At 60.3% G+C, this 18401-nt stretch carries 19 protein-coding genes; 10 read left to right on the forward strand and 9 right to left on the reverse strand.

Features of this window, described 5'->3' with window-relative positions; all coding sequences use genetic code 11:
• Positions 1–33: 33 nt before the first annotated feature.
• Positions 34–546 carry an RNA polymerase sigma factor gene (locus tag FHX06_RS03845; RefSeq protein ID WP_113210836.1) on the forward strand — a complete coding sequence of 171 codons (513 nt, stop codon included), beginning with the start codon at positions 34–36 and terminating at the stop codon, positions 544–546.
• A gap of 5 nt (positions 547–551) precedes the next feature.
• Positions 552–1388, forward strand: a complete 837-nt coding sequence (locus tag FHX06_RS03850; protein WP_112972194.1) for an anti-sigma factor family protein — start codon at positions 552–554, stop codon at positions 1386–1388.
• A 3-nt stretch (positions 1389–1391) separates the two neighbouring features.
• Here the strand turns inward: FHX06_RS03850 and FHX06_RS03855 are convergent, their stop codons facing one another.
• Entirely contained in the window at positions 1392–2372 is a 981-nt protein-coding gene (locus FHX06_RS03855) for a zinc-binding alcohol dehydrogenase family protein (protein WP_113210835.1), read from the reverse strand.
• Between the two features lie 98 nt (positions 2373–2470).
• Between FHX06_RS03855 and FHX06_RS03860 the strand changes: the two genes are divergently transcribed.
• Entirely contained in the window at positions 2471–2860 is a 390-nt protein-coding gene (locus tag FHX06_RS03860; RefSeq protein ID WP_113210834.1) for a winged helix-turn-helix transcriptional regulator, read from the forward strand.
• A gap of 9 nt (positions 2861–2869) precedes the next feature.
• Here the strand turns inward: FHX06_RS03860 and leuA are convergent, their stop codons facing one another.
• The 4 genes from leuA to FHX06_RS03875 all read right to left on the reverse strand — a co-directional run bounded on the left by leuA (position 2870) and on the right by FHX06_RS03875 (position 6886).
• On the reverse strand, positions 2870–4594 hold the full coding sequence (gene leuA, locus FHX06_RS03865) for a 2-isopropylmalate synthase (RefSeq protein WP_113201892.1): 1725 nt from the start codon (positions 4592–4594) through the stop codon (positions 2870–2872).
• A gap of 157 nt (positions 4595–4751) precedes the next feature.
• The gene (locus FHX06_RS35995; protein WP_281026354.1) at positions 4752–4877 is read right to left on the reverse strand and encodes a hypothetical protein; all 126 of its coding nucleotides are present in this window, start codon (positions 4875–4877) and stop codon (positions 4752–4754) included.
• A gap of 44 nt (positions 4878–4921) precedes the next feature.
• A complete protein-coding gene (locus FHX06_RS03870) occupies positions 4922–6136 on the reverse strand; it encodes a benzoate/H(+) symporter BenE family transporter (RefSeq protein ID WP_113201893.1) in 1215 nt (404 codons plus the stop codon).
• A 162-nt stretch (positions 6137–6298) separates the two neighbouring features.
• Positions 6299–6886 (reverse strand): ATP-dependent Clp protease proteolytic subunit, encoded by a 588-nt coding sequence (locus FHX06_RS03875; RefSeq protein ID WP_112543526.1) that lies wholly within the window; start codon positions 6884–6886, stop codon positions 6299–6301.
• Positions 6887–7041: 155 nt separating this feature from the next.
• On the opposite strand from FHX06_RS03875, the gene FHX06_RS03880 reads away from it, so the two are divergent.
• Together FHX06_RS03880 and FHX06_RS03885 are read left to right on the forward strand one after the other, a co-directional pair.
• Complete coding sequence (locus FHX06_RS03880; RefSeq protein WP_113210832.1) at positions 7042–7752, forward strand: hypothetical protein; 711 nt, start codon at positions 7042–7044, stop codon at positions 7750–7752.
• A 115-nt stretch (positions 7753–7867) separates the two neighbouring features.
• Complete coding sequence (locus FHX06_RS03885) at positions 7868–8629, forward strand: DUF2076 domain-containing protein (RefSeq protein WP_113210831.1); 762 nt, start codon at positions 7868–7870, stop codon at positions 8627–8629.
• Positions 8630–8762: 133 nt separating this feature from the next.
• Here FHX06_RS03885 and queF read toward each other — a convergent pair whose 3' ends face one another.
• The gene (gene queF, locus FHX06_RS03890) at positions 8763–9227 is read right to left on the reverse strand and encodes a preQ(1) synthase (RefSeq protein WP_183878145.1); all 465 of its coding nucleotides are present in this window, start codon (positions 9225–9227) and stop codon (positions 8763–8765) included.
• Positions 9227–10141, reverse strand: coding sequence for a CDF family cation efflux transporter EmfA (gene emfA / locus FHX06_RS03895; RefSeq protein ID WP_112543522.1), 915 nt, complete (start codon positions 10139–10141; stop codon positions 9227–9229). Before emfA ends, queF begins: the two co-directional genes overlap by 1 nt.
• Positions 10142–10355: 214 nt before the next feature.
• Between emfA and FHX06_RS03900 the strand changes: the two genes are divergently transcribed.
• The 4 genes from FHX06_RS03900 to FHX06_RS03915 all read left to right on the forward strand — a co-directional run bounded on the left by FHX06_RS03900 (position 10356) and on the right by FHX06_RS03915 (position 12421).
• Entirely contained in the window at positions 10356–10850 is a 495-nt protein-coding gene (locus tag FHX06_RS03900) for a MarR family winged helix-turn-helix transcriptional regulator (protein WP_112543521.1), read from the forward strand.
• Entirely contained in the window at positions 10847–11527 is a 681-nt protein-coding gene (locus FHX06_RS03905) for a GNAT family N-acetyltransferase (protein WP_113210828.1), read from the forward strand. Before FHX06_RS03900 ends, FHX06_RS03905 begins: the two co-directional genes overlap by 4 nt.
• Before the next feature lie 104 nt (positions 11528–11631).
• Complete coding sequence (locus tag FHX06_RS03910) at positions 11632–12156, forward strand: hypothetical protein (RefSeq protein ID WP_112972261.1); 525 nt, start codon at positions 11632–11634, stop codon at positions 12154–12156.
• Positions 12157–12256: 100 nt separating this feature from the next.
• Complete coding sequence (locus tag FHX06_RS03915; protein WP_007824505.1) at positions 12257–12421, forward strand: DUF1328 domain-containing protein; 165 nt, start codon at positions 12257–12259, stop codon at positions 12419–12421.
• 68 nt (positions 12422–12489) lie between these two features.
• Here the strand turns inward: FHX06_RS03915 and FHX06_RS03920 are convergent, their stop codons facing one another.
• Positions 12490–14679, reverse strand: coding sequence for an anthranilate synthase (locus FHX06_RS03920; protein ID WP_113210827.1), 2190 nt, complete (start codon positions 14677–14679; stop codon positions 12490–12492).
• A gap of 267 nt (positions 14680–14946) precedes the next feature.
• Positions 14947–17175 (reverse strand): TonB-dependent hemoglobin/transferrin/lactoferrin family receptor, encoded by a 2229-nt coding sequence (locus FHX06_RS03925; RefSeq protein ID WP_183878147.1) that lies wholly within the window; start codon positions 17173–17175, stop codon positions 14947–14949.
• Positions 17176–17458: 283 nt separating this feature from the next.
• Here FHX06_RS03925 and FHX06_RS03930 point away from each other — a divergent pair, with 283 nt between their 5' ends.
• Complete coding sequence (locus tag FHX06_RS03930) at positions 17459–18367, forward strand: extensin family protein (protein WP_113201899.1); 909 nt, start codon at positions 17459–17461, stop codon at positions 18365–18367.
• The last annotated feature ends 34 nt before the right edge of the window (positions 18368–18401 follow it).

The raw sequence follows: 18401 nt of genomic DNA on the forward strand, positions 1-18401 counted from the left end.
TTTCGGCCAATGTGAATGCTTCTTGGAAAGACCATGCGCCAACCCGCAACCACCACCGATATCCGGCGTGACCTCGTCGGTCTCTTGCCCCGCCTCCGCCGCTTTGCCATTACGCTCGCGGGAGAGACGACTGCGGCCGATGAGCTGGTTCAGTCGGTCTGTCTGCGCGCTATTTCCAAGGGACATCAGTGGAACGGCGAAGGCCGGCTGGAAAGCTGGATCTACATGCTGGCCCGCCAGCAATGGGCGGAAGACAGTCGCAAGCGCAAGCCGCGTCCGGCCGCGCGAGGCAATGTGACCGATATCCGTGACGCCATTCGCGATCGCGTGGCTGCCGTCGATGCCGACGCCCTGCACCGCATGCTTGCGGAAATGCCCGAGGGCGTGGCCAGCATTTTCGTGCTGATCGACGTGGAAGGCCACAGCTATCAGCAGGCAGCCGAAATCATGGGCATCGCAATCGGCAATATTGCCGGCCAGCTTGCCACCGCACGACTCCATTTCGCCGCATTGTCCGGTCACAATCCGCCCGTTCACAGGTACTGACTGATTTGCTCGATTTCAAAAAACAGCCGCTCGAAGCCCAGCTTGCCGCCCTCCTCGATGGCGAAACCACACCGGAACAGAAGCTGGAGCTGGAAGGCCGGCTGGCAACGGATGAAAATGCCCGCAAGATCTACGACAAGCTCCGCCACGGCGTCGATTTCGGACGCCGCAAGCTCGACGACATGCTGAAAGAGCCTGTTCCGCTGGCGCTTGTCCGATCCATCAAGAGCACGCAGCCGCCAAAGACGCCGATCGCCCCGCGCAGCGCGCGCCCGCAGCTGAAGCTCGCGCCGAACGGCCGTCAGGCGCTTGCCGCTGCCCTCATTCTCTTCGTCGTCGGTGGTGGCATCGGCTATTTCATCGGCAACGCGCCGGATACGGATGACGCTGCACCGGTCGCCGCGGCGCAGATCAACACCAATGACTGGCTGGGCGACGTCACCGCCTTTCAGCGGCTTCTCGTGCGCCAGCCGCGTCACCTCGTCGAGGTGCCGGCCTCCCAAGCCGAGGAAATCTCCTCCTGGCTGACAACGGCGATCGGCGTGCCGTTCCGCGTGCCGGATCTTTCCGCCGGATCCTGGACCTTTCAGGGTGCGCGCGTGATCCTTGGCGACAACCGCCCTGTCGGCCAGCTTGTCTATTCCAACACAGATGGCGATATCATCTCGATATGTTTCCGCAAGGATGCGCAGCCACCGGAAACGGAAGATTTCAAGGAAACGATCCGCGACGAAATCGGCCTTGTGACCTGGCACAATGCGGGCACGTCCTATGTATTGGCCGGCCCCTCGGCCGAAGCTTCTCTCGGCCAGCTCGCCATGGAAGTCGCCGCCGCCATTTGATGGTTAAGGCACCAGAACGACTTTTCCGCTGACCCGGCGCTCTTCGAGCACGCGATGCGCCTCAGCCGCTTCATCAAGCGAAAAACTTCCGCCGTGCACGACCTTCAACGCTGCGGCTGCGGCGAGATCGAAGAGGAGAGCGAGATCGCTCTTCCATTTGTCGGCGGCAATCAACGGCAGCAGCGAAAAGCCCTTCAATGACTGGTTTGCATCCAGCATGGAGCGGATTTCGGAAAGCTCGAGCGAGAACCGCCCCATGGCCGCCAAGAGAATTTCTCCGGCCGGAGCAAGTGCGGCCAGAGACGCCCTCGCGACATCGCCGCCGACCGTCTCGTAAATGACATCGGCGCCCTGCCCTCCGGTCGCTGCCTTGACGGGACCGGCCCAATCTCTGGCGGTGTAATCGACCGCCAGATCAGCGCCGAGCGAAAGTGCAATTCTCCTCTTGGCCTCGCTGCCTGCTGCGGCAATGACCTTGCTCGCTCCTTCCAGCCTGGCAAGCTGCAGCAACAGCGATCCGACCCCGCCGCCGGCAGCGTTGACGAGCACCACCTTTCCCTTCGGCGGACTACGACGCACCATGTGCAGAGCCGTCAGGCCCTGCACCATCAACGCCGCCGCATCTGCAAAGGAAAGGCTGTCCGGCAAACGCACCGCCGCTCCAGCATCAACAACCACATATTCGGCATAACCGCCAAAGCCACGCCCGATTGCAAAGAGCGGGACAGCGACGCGCGCACCGGAGAGCGACGGATCGGCATCCGCCCCAATGTCTTCGACGATGCCTGCCACTTCCACGCCGGGAAAGACAGGCAGCGGCGGCGTGACGGCATAACGATCCGCCCGCATCAGAACCTCGAAGAAATTGACACCGGCAGCATGGACACGCACCAGCACCTCACCGCCTTTGGGTTCCGGTTTCGGCACCTCGATAGCTTCGAGAACTTCAGGCGGACCGAAGCGGGTGAATTGAACGGCTTTCATGGCGGACCTCACGTTTTGATGGCGTGAAGCAGGCCTTAGCACTCGATTTACAGTTCAAAATACACACATATCAGTGCCATACCCACCAGGAGGTGACCATGACCGAGCCCATGAAAAGATTACCGAAACTGCCTGTGGAACGCGCTTTGAAGGTCATTTCCGGGCGATGGAAACCCCTCATCCTCTATCACGTCTTCTCAGGACCCAGGCGACTTTCGGAACTCAAGCGCATGATGCCTGACATCACCCAGAAGGTGCTGATCCAGCAGTTGCGGGAAATGGAAGAGCACGGCCTTGTACGCCGGGAGATCTTTGCCGAGGTGCCGACGCGGGTGGAATATAGCACAACCGAGCTCGGCCTCGGGCTGGAGCCGATCCTTCTTGCTCTCTGCCAATGGGGACAGAACCACGCGGAAGCGCAGGGCGAACTCGATGAGCTCGCTGATTGCATCGTCAGGCCGCGTCATCCTGAGGCGATCGCGGCCTGATCGGAATGCTCAGGCCTTGCCGGCCTTCACGTCGAGCACGCGGTTCGCAGCCGACACGATCGCTTCGAGCGATGCCGCGACGATATTGGTGTTGATGCCGGCACCGAAGAGCTTGCCGCCCGGATACGACGTCTCGACATAGGAGATCGCGGCGGCATTGGAGCCGTGCTGCAACGAATGCTCCGAATAGTCCTCGACCGACATCTCGATGCCGAGATAATGCGACAGCGCATTGATGAAGCCGTCGATCGGGCCATTGCCGCGGCCTTCGATACGCTTGATCTCGCCATTGTCGGTGATTTCGGCCGCCACGACCCTCTGTCCCTTGCGCTCGGTGTCAGGGTAGGTGTGATGATCGACGAACTTCAGGCGGCCATCCGGCTGGGTCACATAGCGCTCGATGAACCGGTCGTGGATACGCTTTGACGGAAGCTCCTTACCTTCTTCATCGGTAATGCGCTGGATGTCTCCGCGGAATTCGACCTGCAGATTGCGCGGCAGGTTGAGCCCGTAGTCCTGCTGCAGGATATAGGCGATGCCGCCCTTGCCGGACTGCGAATTGATGCGGATGATCGCCTCGTAGGAGCGGCCAACGTCGCGCGGGTCGATCGGCAGGTACGGCACTTCCCAGACCGGATGGTTGGCGACTTGTGCTGCCTTCATGCCCTTGTTGATCGCATCCTGATGCGAGCCGGAGAAGGCCGTGTAGACCAGCTCGCCGACATAGGGGTGACGCTCGGTGATCGCCATCTGGTTCGAATATTCGAACACTTCCTTGATGCGCTCGATATTGGAGCAGTCGATCTGCGGATCGACACCCTGCGTGAACATGTTGAGCGCCATGGTGACGACATCGACATTGCCGGTGCGCTCGCCATTGCCGAAGAGCGTGCCCTCGACGCGGTCCGCACCAGCCAGCAGAGCGAGCTCGGCAGCGGCGATCCCGGTGCCGCGGTCATTATGCGGATGCAGAGAGATGATCAGGTTCTCACGGTTGTCGAGATTGCGGCACATCCACTCGATCTGGTCGGCGTAAACGTTCGGCGTAGCCATCTCTACCGTCGAAGGCAGGTTGATGATGAGCTTGTTCTCAGGTGTCGGCTTCATCACCTCGATGACGGCGTTGCAGATTTCCAGCGCCACATCCAGCTCGGTGCCGGTGAAACTTTCGGGCGAATATTCGAAACGATAGCCGCCTCCGGCCTTTGCCGCCATGTCGCTGATCATCTTGGCGGCATCGACGGCAATCTGCTTGATGCCGTGCACATCCTTGGCAAAGACCACGCGGCGCTGCAATTCACTCGTGGAATTGTAGAAGTGGACGATCGGCTGCTTTGCGCCTTCCAGCGCCTCGAAGGTGCGGGTGATCAGTTCGGGCCGGCACTGAACCAGCACCTGCAGCGAGACGTCGTCGGGCACATTGCCCTCTTCGACGCACCAGCGGGCGAAATCGAAGTCGGTTTGCGAGGCGGACGGGAAACCGATCTCGATTTCCTTGAAGCCCATTTCCAGGAGCAGATGGAACATGCGCGCCTTGCGATCATGGCCCATCGGATCGACAAGCGCCTGGTTGCCGTCTCGCAGGTCGACGGAGCACCAGATCGGCGCCTTGGAAATGGTCTTGGTCGGCCAGGTGCGGTCGGGAATGTTCACCTGCGGATAGGGCCGGTATTTGACGGCGGCGTCGGGCATGCCCTTGGCGCCTGCGGAGGATCGGCGGGTGGTCGTGTCCATTGTCTTGTCTCCTCGTCCCGGCATTTGCCTCGCGTCTTAGCCGATCATATCAGGCTTGGCGACTGCAAATGCGGACCTTTGATCGGTCGTTTGGTCAATTTTGAATGTGAGTCGCGAGGAGCGATGGCCGGGCGGGCTTTCGGCCGCCGGGCGCTCCTCAAAGGACCCGGCAACCGCGCGTAAGGCCGAGGAGAAGAAGCGAGGTCAGGGCGCGCGTATTGTCACGCAGGGCCGTGCGGCCGCGTGCAATCGTCTCGGAAATCCGTGCGCTTGTGCTCTTCATGTCCGCGCTTATAGCCTCCGCCGGAAAATCCGGCAACCCCTCGCCTATTTTTTCCTCGCCTGCACGATACGGGACAGCGCCAGCATCAGCCCGCCCGCGATCAGCCCCCAGAAGGCGCCGGATATGCCGCCGAAGGAAACGCCTGACGCAGTGACGAGGAAGGTAATTGCCGCTGCCTCACGCGATTCCGGTGCCTGGAAAGCGGCCATGGCCGAACTGGAGAAGGCGCCGACAAGCGCCAGACCGGCCACGGCCTCGATAAGGATCGGTGGCGCCAGCGCGACAAAGGCCGTCACCGCTCCGGCAAGCAGGCCGAAAATGATGTAGCCGACGCCCGAGATCAGCGCCGCCCAATACCGCCGCGAGGGATCGGCATGCGCGTCCTGCCCGGCGCACATCGCTGCGGTGATCGCCGCCAGGTTGACCGCATGGCCGCCAAAAGGCGCCGCCAGAAGCGAGAAGACGCCGGTTACCGCGAAGAGCGGCCCCGGCATCGGATCATAGTGATTGACCTTCAGCACCGCGATGCCAGGAATATTCTGCGACGCCATGGTCACGATGAAGAGCGGCAGGGCAATCGACACGAAACCCGAGAGATTGAAGACCGGATGCACGATATCGATGACCGGCACCAGCGACTGCTCGAGCGAAGAGAAGGCACCCGCGGGAATATCGACACCGAAGGCCAGTACCAGCACGAAAGCCACCAGCGCCGCCGGCACCGCCCAAAGGCGCTTGAAGGCGCCGACCACGATCCAGGTCAGAATGATCGGCAGACCGAGCAGCGGATTGAAGGCGACGGCCTTGACCGGCGCAAAACAAAGGCCGAGCAGCACGCCCGACAGCATTGCATTTGCAAGCGGCGCAGGAATGGCGGCAACCGCCCGTCCGAGCGGCTTGAACAGCCCGGCAACAACAATCAGCACGCCGCAAAGAATGAACGCGCCGACCGCTGCATCGAAGCCCCCGTCAATCGTTCCGATGCTCGCAAGCAGCGCAGCCCCAGGTGTCGACCAGGCGATGCTGACCGGCAGACGCGTGACGGCGCTGAGCACGACAGCGCAAAGCCCCATCGAGATCGACAACGCCATCAGCCCCGAAGCCGCCTGCGCATCCGTCGCACCCACCGCCTGAAGCCCATGCAACACGACGGCAAAGGAACTGGTGAACCCGACGAAAGCCGTCAGAAGCCCCATGAACAGGCTCTGTACGGAGAAATCTTTGAGCATGGCGCGACTCCGGCTGCGAAGATTGCGCATGGAGCAGCATAAGCGAATTGCGCGCAAGCCGGATTGCCCCTGGAAATGTTCGCTTACGCGGCAATCCCACGAGATTGCATGGCAGCATGCCGGCAGACATGGAAACGCCCCGCCTGCGGATCGCAAACGGGGCGTCAATTCAAGGCAGAATCAGCGAAAAAATCAGATTTCGCTCTGCGAGGTCACGACGCGAGCGACGAGACCATAGGCAACGGCATCTTCAGCCGAGAGCCAGTAATCGCGGTCGATATCCTTGGCGATCTTTTCTTCCGACTGGCCGGTTGCCTTCGAGAAGATCTTGATCAGGCGCTCGTTCATCTTGATGATCTCGCGTGCCTGGATCTCGATATCCGAAGCCATGCCGCGGGTGCCGCCGGACGGCTGGTGCAGCAGGAAACGGGTGTTCGGCAGGCAGATGCGGCGTTCCTTCGGAGCTGCGGCATAGATGAGCGCGCCGGCCGAGGCAACCCAGCCCGTACCGATCATCCAGACCTTCGGCTTGATGAACTTGATCATGTCGTGAATGGAATCACCGGATTCGACGTGGCCGCCAGGCGAATTCACATAGATGCGGATGTCTTCGTCATTGGCAGCGGCGAGCGCCACGAGCTGGGTGCAGACCTTCTGCGCCAGTTCCTGCGTGATCGGCCCGTAGATGAAGATCGAACGCGACTTGAAAAGGTTCGCCTCCGTTTCCTTGCCGAGCGGCAGTTCCTTCGTCTTGTCGTCCTGTTCTTCTTCGTCGTTCATTCGAACCTCTCTCGTCCAATGCGGTTCCTCGCACATAGTGCGACTCAATGCGTAAAACAATGCGGGAAAAAGAGGAAGCAGGAAGCGGTGAAGATATTCTTATGACAAACGGACGATATCATCGCATCATCTGAAAAGCCCGGGAGAAACATAAAATGGCCTCCTCCTTTCTGCGTGCTGCCATCAGCAACAATGCATTCTGGTGCGATGCCGTCTGCAAGGCGCTGGGCTCGCCAGGTGAGTTCACGTCCACACTCTGGTTTCACCGCCGGGGTACCCCGCCCTTCTACCCTGACATCGTGACGCTGACGGAGGCGGACGGCGAGCAGACGGAGGCGATCGCGACTCTTGTTAACAGCGAGGAACGCGTTTGGGCGATCAAGGATAGCTATGCGGCCCTCGATCTTGAGCCGCTCGGTTTCACGCTGCTGTTCGAGGCCGAATGGATCGGAATGCGCACGCCAGTTTCAGTGCCATCCCCCATCTCCTGGAAGCGCATGGAAAGCGCTGCCGATCTTACCCGATGGGAGGTCGAATGGAGCAAGGCGAACGGCCCGGTAGCGCAGAGGATCTTCAGCGAACCCTTGCTCCACGACCCCGAAATCGCCTTTCTGCTCGGCTTCGAACACGACAAGCCGATTGGCGGCGGCATCCTCAATCGCGATGCCGGAGTAGTCGGCCTATCGAACCTGTTTGCCGAAGACCGGCACGGCGAAACCACCCGCCGCGGGCTGATTGCGCAGGCGGCCGAGCTCTATCCGCGAGAACCGCTTGTCGGTTACGAACGCGGCGACGATCTGGACGAAGCGCTGCGCGCGGGCTTCGAACTTCTGGGACCTCTGCGCATCTGGCTGAAGGAAGTCTGAGCTTACTGAAATGTAAGTCGCCAAGGCTTTGAAATGCCCTAATCGCTTCCTAACTCAGCTTTACGCGGCCCATCCGCCGAGTGTTAAGGCCGCAGAACTTTAAAGGAGACAGAACATGTCACCGGAAGAACGCCAATTGCTGACCTCCCTTTTCGATCGCGTCCGCACCGCAGGCACAACACCGCGCGATCTGGAAGCCGAAGCGCTGATATCGGAAGCGACCCGCACGCAGCCCTCCGCCACCTACTATCTGGCGCAGGCCGTCATCGTGCAGGAAAAGGGCCTGGAGGCGGCGGCCAACCACATCAAGGAGCTGGAAGAGCGTGTCCGGCAGTTCGAAGCCGGCGCCGGTGATCACCGCCAGGCTGAACAGGGCGGCTTCCTGAGCTCGATCTTCGGCAGCACCCAGACGCAGCAGCCGGCCCCCGCTCCCGGTCCCTGGGGCAGCGCGCCGAGGGACAGCTACGAACAGCCCCCGCGTGGCTACGACAACAGTCGCCAGATGCCGCAGCAGCCGACCGGCCCATGGAGCCAGCAGGCCTCTGCACCCTCTGCCGGCGGCAGTTTCCTGCGTGGCGCTCTCGGCACCGCGGCCGGCGTGGCCGGCGGCATGCTTCTCGCCAACTCCCTCTCAGGCATTTTCGGCAACCACATGTCGTCGCTCGGCTTGGGTTCGCCTTTTGGCGGCGCCAATCCCTTCGGCAATGCCGGTGCGCCCACCGAGGAAACCGTCATCAACAATTACTACGGCGACAACAGTCAGGCGGATGATTCCAGAGCTGACAACAATGATAACAACGACAACATCCAGCAGGCCGATTACGACGACAACGATGACTTCACGGATGATTCCGGTGACGACACGACGGATGTTTAGGATTTAGCTTTAAGGAAAGAGTGGCAGTTGGTTTCAATTGCCACATCGTTTCCCGGCCCTTCGCCTTGAGCTCAGGGCGTTCGCCGTTGCAATCGATTCACTGGATCGATCGCTGGCTGCGCCCGACCACGTCTCACCCACGTCCACGATAGGTGGCGACACCCTGATCCGGCAGCCATACGCCTTCCGGCGGCTTACCGGTCTGCCAGAAGACGTCGATCGGAATGCCGCCGCGCGGATACCAGTAGGCGCCGATGCGCAGCCACTTCGGATCCAGAAGCTCGACGATGCGCTTGGCGATATAGATCGAGCAATCCTCGTGGAAGGCGCCGTGATTGCGGAAGGAATGCAGGAAGAGCTTCAGCGACTTCGATTCCACCAGAAATTCATTGGGAATGTAATCGATGACGATATAGGCGAAATCCGGCTGTCCGGTCATTGGGCAGAGCGAGGTGAATTCCGGCGCGGTGAAGCGCACGACATAATCGGTGCCGGCATGATTGGATGGCACCTTTTCCAGAATCGCCTCTTCGGGGTTCTTGGCGGTTTCCGTCTGCTGGCCCAGCATCGAAAGGCTGGAAACGTCTGTATTGGGCATTACGCCTCCTTGATCACTTTGACGCGGATGCCATGGGCCTTTTCGCCCTCCGGCTCCACGTGAATGGCAATTGTCGCGCCCGCATGCACGGCGCGGATGGCATCTTCAAGGCGGTCGCAAATATCATGCGCTTCGCGAACCGTCATCTTGCCGGGCACGACGAGATGGAAATCGACGAAGGTCACCGAGCCGGCACGCCGGGTCTTGAGATCATGCACACCGATAGAGCCTGCCGCATGGGTGGCGATTGCCTGCTTGATCGCCTCCTGTTCCTGCGGCTCGACCGCCTGATCCATCAGTCCGCCGATCGACTGCGAGATCACTTTCCAGCCTTGATAGAGAATGTTGAGCGCAACGAGAATGGCGAGAATGGGGTCGAAGATCGCATAACCGGTCGCAAGCGCCAGAAGCAGGCCAACGAGAACGCCGACCGAAGTGACCACATCCGACATGATGTGCTGCCCATCCGCCATCAAGGCTGCAGAGCGGTGCTGTCGCCCGGTACGGATCAAAAGCCGCGCCCAGACGGTATTGATGACACCGGCGGCAATATTGATTGCAAGGCCGAGCACAGGCGCCTCGAGCATGCGCGGGTTGGCGAGATGGCCGACGGCCTGCTGAACGATCAGCAGCGCGGCAACGACGATCATCACGCCTTCGGTGACGGCCGAAAGATATTCGGCCTTGTGATGGCCGAAGGGATGGTCATGGTCTGCCGGCTTCTGCGCATAACGGATGACGAAGAAGGCGATGAAGGCCGCCACCACGTTGACGAAGGATTCCAGCCCGTCCGAAAGCAGAGCCACCGAGCCCGTCACCCACCAGGCGGCCATCTTCAGTCCCATGACGCCAAGCGACATGGGAATGCCCCAGAACGCCAGTTTCCGAACCGTGAGATTGCCCTCGTCGCTCATATCGTCCCCCTGCGGTTGCGAATGAATTGCAGCATTTAAGCCATTGAAACGCAAAACCGCCCGCGCGGGAATCGCGCAGGCGGCTGATGCGGGTCATATGGGCAATCGCACTCGAAATGTCAAAGGCTTTGGCACGTCAGAACAAAGACAGATCTGATTGACGGAACTTTCATAACCATTTATATAACCTGTAATGCAATTGGGAAAAACCGCCTTGGTGGAAGATGTCGTGAAATCGCTGGGCTACCTTTGCCTCGGCAGCCGCTTCCGCCGCATTGGCGAGCGTCTGCAGGCCGATACGCAGCAGGTGATCGAGGAACTGGGCGTCTCCATCCAGGCCGCGCAATATCCCTTCCTCGGCGCCATCGACAGGCTCGGCCCGCTGACGATAGGCGAACTGGCGCAGGCCGTCGGCATCACCCAGCCCGGCGCGACCCGAACCGCCTCCCAGCTGATGGAACTCGGCTTCCTCGACATGCAGCCATCCGCTGAGGATCAACGGCGCAGGGTCGTGTCGCTGACACCAAAAGGACAGGAACTCGTCGATTATTCCAGGCAACAGGTTTGGCCGCATATCGCAGCCGCCGTTGCCGATCTCTGCCGGGATCTCAACGGCCCGTTGCTGGAGCAGCTTGCCGCAATCGAAGACGGCCTCGCCGAAGCACCGCTTACCCGCCGGACAAGCGCCCTGAAGGAGAAGACCCCATGAGCCATATTCTCGATCGGCCTATCTGGAACGCGCTCCACACCGCACATGCCGATCTCGCCGAAGGCGGCGAACGGGCGGTGCGCTATCCGCCGTCAATCGTCCCCTTCGCGGCCGCCGCCGACGATACGCGCGAAAGCCTCGAAGCGCTGGAGAACCTTCCTGCCGTTGATGAGGCCATGGCGATTATCGAAGCCGGACCCGTCATAATACCGCAGGGACTGACGGTCGTCGCCGAGGGAAAGCTGGTGCAGATGATCGCCGAGCGGCCTTACGAGCGCATTTCCGACAGCCGGTTGCAGCCACTGACCTCTGACGATGCGGAGGAAATGCTCGCGCTGGCGACGCTGACCAAACCCGGCCCCTTCACACTCCGCGCCCAGAGCCTCGGCACTTTCTGGGGCGTGAGGATCGATGGCCGTCTCGTCGCCATGGCTGGACAGCGCCTGCGCCACCCGGGATTTGGCGAACTCAGCGGCCTCTGCACCCACCCGGATTTTCAGGGACGCGGCCTCGGCACCCTGCTCTTCCGCTATGTCGCGGGCGAAATCTCCGCCAGGGGCGACACAGTTTTCCTGCATGCCTATTACACCAACACGCCGGCCATCACGCTCTACAAGGCGCTCGGCTTCAAACTGCGGTCGGAAATGAACCTGCGCGTCGTCAAGCGAGGCGCATAGGTCGGCCAAAACGCCGCGGTCTCCTGCTTTTGCCGTTTGTGCCATGATAGCGACCCAATTGCATGGTGTTGACGGCCCTGCAGTCAATTGGGGACCGCGCGGATATGCATTGGATCAATCGCTACATCGACCAACCGTTGCTCGACGGTGCGGCCAGCTCCTTGCGGGCCTGGCATAGTCGCACCGGCCTGTCGCCTGAGCGGCTGGAGCCGCTCTGGAATATTGCAGTGACAGGCCTCCTGCTCTTTGCTGCCGGCCATTTCCTCTCCGGGCCGGCGCTGCTTCTATGTTACGGCGGCCTGGTCATGTTGACGCTTCCCTCCGTCTGGATGCTCTTTACATCCGGCCGCGACGTGGGCGGCTACGACGTTGCTGCCTACAAGAAGCTGAGAACCAGGGCGTTCATGAAGCGCGAGGCGGAATGGGCCGTACGGCTCGCCATCCTCTTCACTGCCATCTGCCTTCCCTTCGTCTCGCGCTCGGATGATCCGACGGCCGCCTATTTCATGATCGGCGCCAGTCTCTGGTTCGTGCTGACCGGCCCGGCCAGATCCTATCTGGCAGCCGCCGAACCGCCCATGCCACGCGACGGCGATCCCTCATTCAAGGCCGACCTGCAGTTCAACTGAAAAGCATTGGTCCAGCACGTAATTCAATTGGTCGCGGCACCAATGGAACGAAGCGCTCTCGTTTCCGTTATATTGCCAGCAACCGATAAAGGAGATCGCGATGCTGTATTATGCTCTGGTATTTCTCGTCGTAGCCCTGATTGCAGGCGTCCTTGGATTTGGCGGCATTGCCGGCGCATCCGCTTCGATCGCCCAGGTCCTGTTTTTCATCTTCCTGGTGCTGTTCGTCGTATCCATCGTCGCCCGGCTCATGCGGCGCGTATAGACGAACATCCCAAACATAAAAAACCCGCCGTTTCCGGCGGGTTTTTTGTGCGTTCAAGAGGCCGGCCTTCAGGCCGCCTTGGTCTTGGCCCGGCGGGCGAGATGCGCCACCACATTCTCGATCATGCGCATGCCGGCATCGCCGCCGAGCGTCATGATCGATTCCGGATGGAACTGCACGGCCGCGATCGGCTCCTTGGCATGCTCGATGCCCATGATCGTGCCGTCCTCGCTTTCTGCGGTGATGATGAAATCCCGCGGCAGCGTCGAAGGATCGGCAAAGATCGAGTGATAACGGCCGACCGTGACTTCCTTGGCAAGCCCCGAGAAGACGATGCCCGGCTCCAGCACGCGGATGCGCGACGGTTTGCCATGCATCGGCAGAGCCAGATGACGAAGCTCTCCGCCATAGGCTTCGGCCAGCGCCTGCAAGCCCAGGCAGACGCCAAAGATCGGAAGGTTGCGAGCGCGGGCCTTCTTGATCGTCGCCTTGCAGTCGAAATCCTTCGGGTTCCCAGGTCCCGGCGACAGAACGACGAGATCAGGGTTCAGCCGATCGAAGATTTCTTCCGGCACCGGCGTACGCACAGTCGAGACGGTCGCCCCCGTCTGGCGGAAGTAATTCGCCAGCGTATGTACGAAACTGTCTTCGTGGTCGATCAACAGGATGTTGACGCCCTTGCCAACAGAGGCGACATCGCGCTGGGTCTTGCCGGAATTGCCGGTCTTGGCATCGCGGATGGCGGAAAGCATGGCAGAGGCCTTCAGTTCGGTTTCGGCTTCTTCTTCCTCGGGAATGGAATCGTTGAGCAGCGTCGCACCGGCGCGCACTTCGGCAATTCCATCCTTGATGCGCACGGTGCGCAGCGTCAGGCCTGTATTCATGTCGCCATTGAAGCCGACCATGCCGATCGCCCCACCATACCATGCGCGCGGGCTCTTCTCATGCGCTTCGATGAAACGCATGGCCCAGAGCTTCGGCGCACCGGTTACAGTCACGGCCCAGGCATGGCTCAGGAAGCCGTCGAAGGCGTCCATATCGTCACGCAGACGGCCTTCGATATGGTCGACCGTGTGGATGAGGCGCGAATACATCTCGATCTGGCGGCGACCGATGACCTTGACCGAACCCGGCTCGCAGACGCGGCTCTTGTCGTTGCGGTCGACGTCCGAGCACATGGTGAGTTCGGACTCGTCCTTCTTCGAGTTCAGGAGCTTGAGAATCTGCTCACTGTCGGCGATCGGATCGTCGCCGCGCTTGATCGTGCCCGAGATCGGGCAGGTCTCGATGCGGCGGCCGGAAACACGCACGAACATTTCCGGCGACGCACCGACCAGATATTCCTGGTTTCCAAGGTTGATGAAGAAGGAATAGGGCGACGGATTGATCGCCTTCAGCCGCTTGGAAATATCCGAAGGCTTGCTTTCGCAGCGCTCCATGAACTTCTGCCCGGGCACCACTTCGAAGAGATCGCCCTTGCGGAAGCTCTCCTTCGCCTTGACGACGAGCTCGGCATATTCCCCCGGACGATGATCGCTCTTCGGCGGGATTGTATCCGTGCGGACAAACGGCTCGGCTGTGATGTCACCTGCCCTGCCCTCGGTCGTCTTGCCGTTCTTGGAGAAATCGTAGCGATCAACCCAGGCCTTGGCGGCATAGTTATCAACGACGAGGATTTCATCCGGCAGGTAAAGCACCATGTCGCGCTGGTCGGAAGGTCGTTCCAGCTTCAGATTGATCGCGTCGAACTGGAAGGCGAGATCGTAGCCGAAAGCGCCATAGAAGCCGATGCTGGCATCGGCCTGCGAATAGAAAAGATCGGTGATGGCGCGGAGCACCGTAAACACCGTCGGCATCTTTGAGCGCTCTTCTTCGGTAAAGACGCGGTCCGGCAACTTGACAGTCAGATCGAGCCTGCGCGCGGTCAGTGCGCCGAGTTCCAGTTCGCTGACGGTCTTCAGTCGCTCGCCGATGAACTCGAGGATGACCTCGCCGCGCTCGTTATAGGCTTCGATCCAGACATTGCGGCCGAAGGAGGAGACACCGAGCGGCGGATCGACGACGGCTGTATCCCAACGCGTATAGCGGCCCGGATATTCGTAGTTCGACGAGAAGACGGCGCCGCGCCGCTCATCGAGCTTGTCGACATAGGACGAGACGGCATCGGCATAGGGAATGGCCCGCCTTTGCCGCGTGACGGTAATACCGCCTTTGGTTTCGTAGATTTCCGCACCATCATCCCGCAGGATCGTTACCATAGTTCCACTCCGTTATCGGGCCCGGACGAAAGGCGGCCTTTGAAACAAAAAAAGCCGCCTCGAAGTTTCGGGCGGCTCGTTCGTCGTCTTTGGACACGATTGGTCGAGGCCGCCTCAGCGAGCCCACCACCAAACTGCAATGTTCACAGACTTCTTCATGGGCGAAATTGTTAGCCTGAGATGAGACCAAGCGCAAGGGGCGATCGGCTCACGAAAAAGGGCGGCCCGAAAGCCGCCCCTGCCCCAGCCTTGAAGGCTGATTTTTCATTAGAATGTCTTGGTGACCGAGATCTTGAAGGTACGGCCCGGCTCCGAATACCACTCCTTCGGCTGCGAAGACGTCGCGCTGAGGTTCACGTCGCGAACGGCGAGCGCACTGTAATATTCCTGATCGAAGATGTTGTAGACACCACCCTGGATGCGCAGTCCCTTGACCTGCTCCGGCGTCCACCATGCTGTCAGGTCGACGATACCATAGCCAGGTGCGTCAAACGACGTCAGTGCATTGTCGTTGCCGGTCATCTGCGACGAGAGCGTCGAGGAAAGGTCGAAACCGTATTCGTCATTGCTCCAGCCACCGCCGATGATCGCCTTGAACGGCGCCACGGAACGCAACCGCTCCTGCGTGTCGTCATTGCGGCCATAAGTGTAGGCCAGCGAGGTGTGAAGGTTGATACCGTTGTCGAACGTCTTGATGAGGTTGGCTTCGAGACCGGAGATCGAAGCTGAAGAAACGTTCGTGTAGTTGAACGTCGTAAAGCCGCCCGCGTCAACGGTTGTCACGGTCTCGATGAAGTTCTGATAGCGGGTATGGAAGGCCGCAACCCGCCCCTGCAGACCACCTGTGTCGAAGTTGGCGCCAATCTCGATACCACGGCCGATTTCCGGATCCAGATCCGGATTGCCGAGCTGCGCGTAGCGACCGGTCGGGTTGTAGAAGCGGCTGTAGAGTTCATCGACGGTAGGAGCACGGAAACCGACGGCAAGCTGTGCGTAGAGCTGCACGTCGGGCGTCAGATCATAGGTCGCAAGCAACTTCGGCGACATGGCGGCTTCCGTGCGGTCATGCAAAGTGCCAAAACGCGTAACACCGGTATTTGTCGCGAAGCCACCGCCGGCCGAAGGATTGTAATTGAACCAATCGAAGCGGAAGCCGGGCGTCAAAGCGAAACCTGTATTGCCGATCTCGATCCTGTCTTCGAAAGTCAGCGCAAGATTCTGGCTGTCGACATCGGGCACTTCCGCCTGGTTGTTAAGCGACGGGCACGTGGTTGGGGTCGGGCAAAGGGCCGAGCTATACTGCGTCCACTTGGAGACACCGATATCAAGACCGATGCGAACCGAGTGATTGAGGCCGGAATATTCGAAATCCTTGGTCGCCGTGCCGCTGAAGCCCCAGGTTTCGTTTTCGATCTCGTTGTTGCGACCGTAGGCAACGTTGGCAGCGGTTCGGCCGTGGCTGCCGGCTTCCTTCTTCAGATCAAGCCAGTAGAGTGTCGCCCGAGCACTGCTGAAAAAGGCGTCAGAAGACTGCGCTTCATAGTCATAATCGAGCGAGACACGATCACGGTCTCGCAGGTCGCGGCCGTCGAAATTGTTGATCATGTAGGTGCGGCCAGTGCCCTGCTGCTCCCGCAGATCGGTTTTCAGGTCACGCCGGAAACGCTCAGCCGTCAGCCCGATGCGATGACCGCCTTCGAGATCCTGACGCAACTTGAAGAGCAGGTTGTGCTGATCGAAATCCGCAGGATCCGCCTCGGTGCGCAAACGGCCGTAGCTGTCATTGTCACCCTTGTTGTCGCGCTCATGGCCCTTGCGGTAGCTGCCCTGGAAGAGGATCGACGTATTGCCGACCTTCTTGGCGGCGGCTGCGGATCCGGAAATGCTGCGATCTTCGCTGTCATAGGTCGATTTGACGATCGCGCCCCAGTCGCGGTCTTCCGGAATGAGGTCTTCGGGCTCGAGTGTATTGAGGACGAAGGCGCCGCCCAGCATGCCGGAACCACCCTTGCTCGAATCCGCGCCGCGCACGATGTCGAGAGAGGAGAGTGAATCGAAATCGAACGTGTCGCCGCCGCCATTGGCGTTGCTGGTCGCAAACGCGCCCTGGCGAGAGCTGTTGGACACGTACGGGATCGGGATCCCGTCGATCGTCGTCAGGATACGCGGGCCGGAAAGGCCGCGCAGGTTGAAGCCCGCGTCTGCACGCGAATAGTTCACCGTCGCATCGACGCTGCGGCCGATATCGTCGTAATTCGTGACCTGCTTCTGTTCCAGTTCCTTCTTGTCGATCTCAGTCGCAAGCGGCGTGTCGGCAATACTGCCGGGAGCCGCGCGATTTCCCTTGACGACGATTTTCTGAAGGACCGTTGCGCCTTCGGCATTCGTGGCCGGCGTGCTTGCCGGAGCGCTCTGAGCGAAAGCGTTTGAAACTGGAAAAACAAGTGCGGCTGCTGTGCAGACCATTAGAACCGAGCGCCAATGCCGGACGATCATAACCTACCCTCAAATGGAAATTACCGGGCTGGCTGTCGTGGCGTTTCGGGCGCTCGAGGGGCTGGCTAGGTTTGCGGACGACGGCGGAGATTTCCGCCTTCTTTTTGCCGCATAAAAAACATGAGTTTTATTGTCAATATATTCAGCCAATTTATGTTGAACAATACAATCAAGTTTTACCGATGTCGACAAAACGTTGCGCAATTGCAACGAAACCGGTCCTTTCGCGTTAACTCTCCGCTCGATCAACGACGGGAAACGACGTGTGAGAGAATTTCGGAAGATGGCGGTCCTCCTCGCCGCACTCGCCCTGCTCCCTGGTGCAAGATTGCCGCGAACCGGCCCCTTGCCGGAACCCAAGCCGGAGACGGCGACCGAAAGCCCTTCGGTCCAGCCTGAAAAAAAGCCGGAAACGGAGGCAGTTCCTGAAGCCAAACCGGAGCTAAAACCCGATACGCCGCCGCAAGCTTCCGACATTCCGACGCCCGAGCCCAAGCCGAAGCCGAGCGAAACCTCTGCCACGCCATCGGCTGAAAAATTTGGCCCGCCGCCGCCCCCGCTGGAAGACCAGAAACCACCGAGCCCGGCCGAGCAGACGCTCGAAGAACAGCACCTGACCATCGAGCCGGAGAGCGACGCGGACCATGCCGAATGCGTGAAGGAACTGCAGAGCCTTGGCGTCGTCTTTCGCGAAACACCCCGCATCGACGACGGCAACGGCTGCGGCATCGACAAGCCCATCATTGTCTCGCAGGCTTTGCCCGGTATTACGTTGAAACCCGAAGCCACACTTCGCTGCCCGACGGCACTGGCGCTTGCACAGTGGATGAAGGGTAGTGTCATTCCAGCAGCTTCGGTCGCACTGCCGGCCAACGGTGGCATTACCACCATCAATCAGGCCTCGGCCTATATCTGCCGCCTGCGCAACAGCGCCGAGACCGGCAAGATTTCCGAACATGCCCGCGGCAATGCCATCGACATTGGAAGCTTCAGCTTCAACAAGGGCGAGCCTGTCGAGGTCCGCTCACGACGCGAGGATTCGACACTGACAGGCGCATTCCAGCGCACCGTCAGCGCCGCAGGCTGCCTCTATTTCACGACCGTGCTCGACCCCGAAAGCGATGCCGCCCATGAGACCCATTTCCATCTTGACGTGATCGAGAGAAAGGGCGGTTATCGCTACTGCCACTAAAAATTTCAGACACTTGAGATGACAGCTTGAATCA

Source organism: Rhizobium sp. BK512, assembly GCF_014194915.1.
Taxonomy (GTDB): Bacteria; Pseudomonadota; Alphaproteobacteria; order Rhizobiales; family Rhizobiaceae; genus Rhizobium.

What these genes read in the sequence shown, in the direction of transcription:
- FHX06_RS03845 (WP_113210836.1), top strand. Translation starts at nt 34, where the DNA reads ATGCGCCAACCCGCAACCACCACCGATATCCGGCGTGACCTCGTCGGT.
- FHX06_RS03855 (WP_113210835.1), bottom strand. Translation starts at nt 2,372, where the DNA reads ATGAAAGCCGTTCAATTCACCCGCTTCGGTCCGCCTGAAGTTCTCGAA.
- FHX06_RS03860 (WP_113210834.1), top strand. Translation starts at nt 2,471, where the DNA reads ATGACCGAGCCCATGAAAAGATTACCGAAACTGCCTGTGGAACGCGCT.
- leuA (WP_113201892.1), bottom strand. Translation starts at nt 4,594, where the DNA reads ATGGACACGACCACCCGCCGATCCTCCGCAGGCGCCAAGGGCATGCCC.
- FHX06_RS35995 (WP_281026354.1), bottom strand. Translation starts at nt 4,877, where the DNA reads ATGAAGAGCACAAGCGCACGGATTTCCGAGACGATTGCACGCGGCCGC.
- FHX06_RS03870 (WP_113201893.1), bottom strand. Translation starts at nt 6,136, where the DNA reads ATGCGCAATCTTCGCAGCCGGAGTCGCGCCATGCTCAAAGATTTCTCC.
- FHX06_RS03875 (WP_112543526.1), bottom strand. Translation starts at nt 6,886, where the DNA reads ATGAACGACGAAGAAGAACAGGACGACAAGACGAAGGAACTGCCGCTC.
- FHX06_RS03880 (WP_113210832.1), top strand. Translation starts at nt 7,042, where the DNA reads ATGGCCTCCTCCTTTCTGCGTGCTGCCATCAGCAACAATGCATTCTGG.
- FHX06_RS03885 (WP_113210831.1), top strand. Translation starts at nt 7,868, where the DNA reads ATGTCACCGGAAGAACGCCAATTGCTGACCTCCCTTTTCGATCGCGTC.
- queF (WP_183878145.1), bottom strand. Translation starts at nt 9,227, where the DNA reads ATGCCCAATACAGACGTTTCCAGCCTTTCGATGCTGGGCCAGCAGACG.
- emfA (WP_112543522.1), bottom strand. Translation starts at nt 10,141, where the DNA reads ATGAGCGACGAGGGCAATCTCACGGTTCGGAAACTGGCGTTCTGGGGC.
- FHX06_RS03905 (WP_113210828.1), top strand. Translation starts at nt 10,847, where the DNA reads ATGAGCCATATTCTCGATCGGCCTATCTGGAACGCGCTCCACACCGCA.
- FHX06_RS03910 (WP_112972261.1), top strand. Translation starts at nt 11,632, where the DNA reads ATGCATTGGATCAATCGCTACATCGACCAACCGTTGCTCGACGGTGCG.
- FHX06_RS03915 (WP_007824505.1), top strand. Translation starts at nt 12,257, where the DNA reads ATGCTGTATTATGCTCTGGTATTTCTCGTCGTAGCCCTGATTGCAGGC.
- FHX06_RS03920 (WP_113210827.1), bottom strand. Translation starts at nt 14,679, where the DNA reads ATGGTAACGATCCTGCGGGATGATGGTGCGGAAATCTACGAAACCAAA.
- FHX06_RS03925 (WP_183878147.1), bottom strand. Translation starts at nt 17,175, where the DNA reads ATGATCGTCCGGCATTGGCGCTCGGTTCTAATGGTCTGCACAGCAGCC.
- FHX06_RS03930 (WP_113201899.1), top strand. Translation starts at nt 17,459, where the DNA reads ATGGCGGTCCTCCTCGCCGCACTCGCCCTGCTCCCTGGTGCAAGATTG.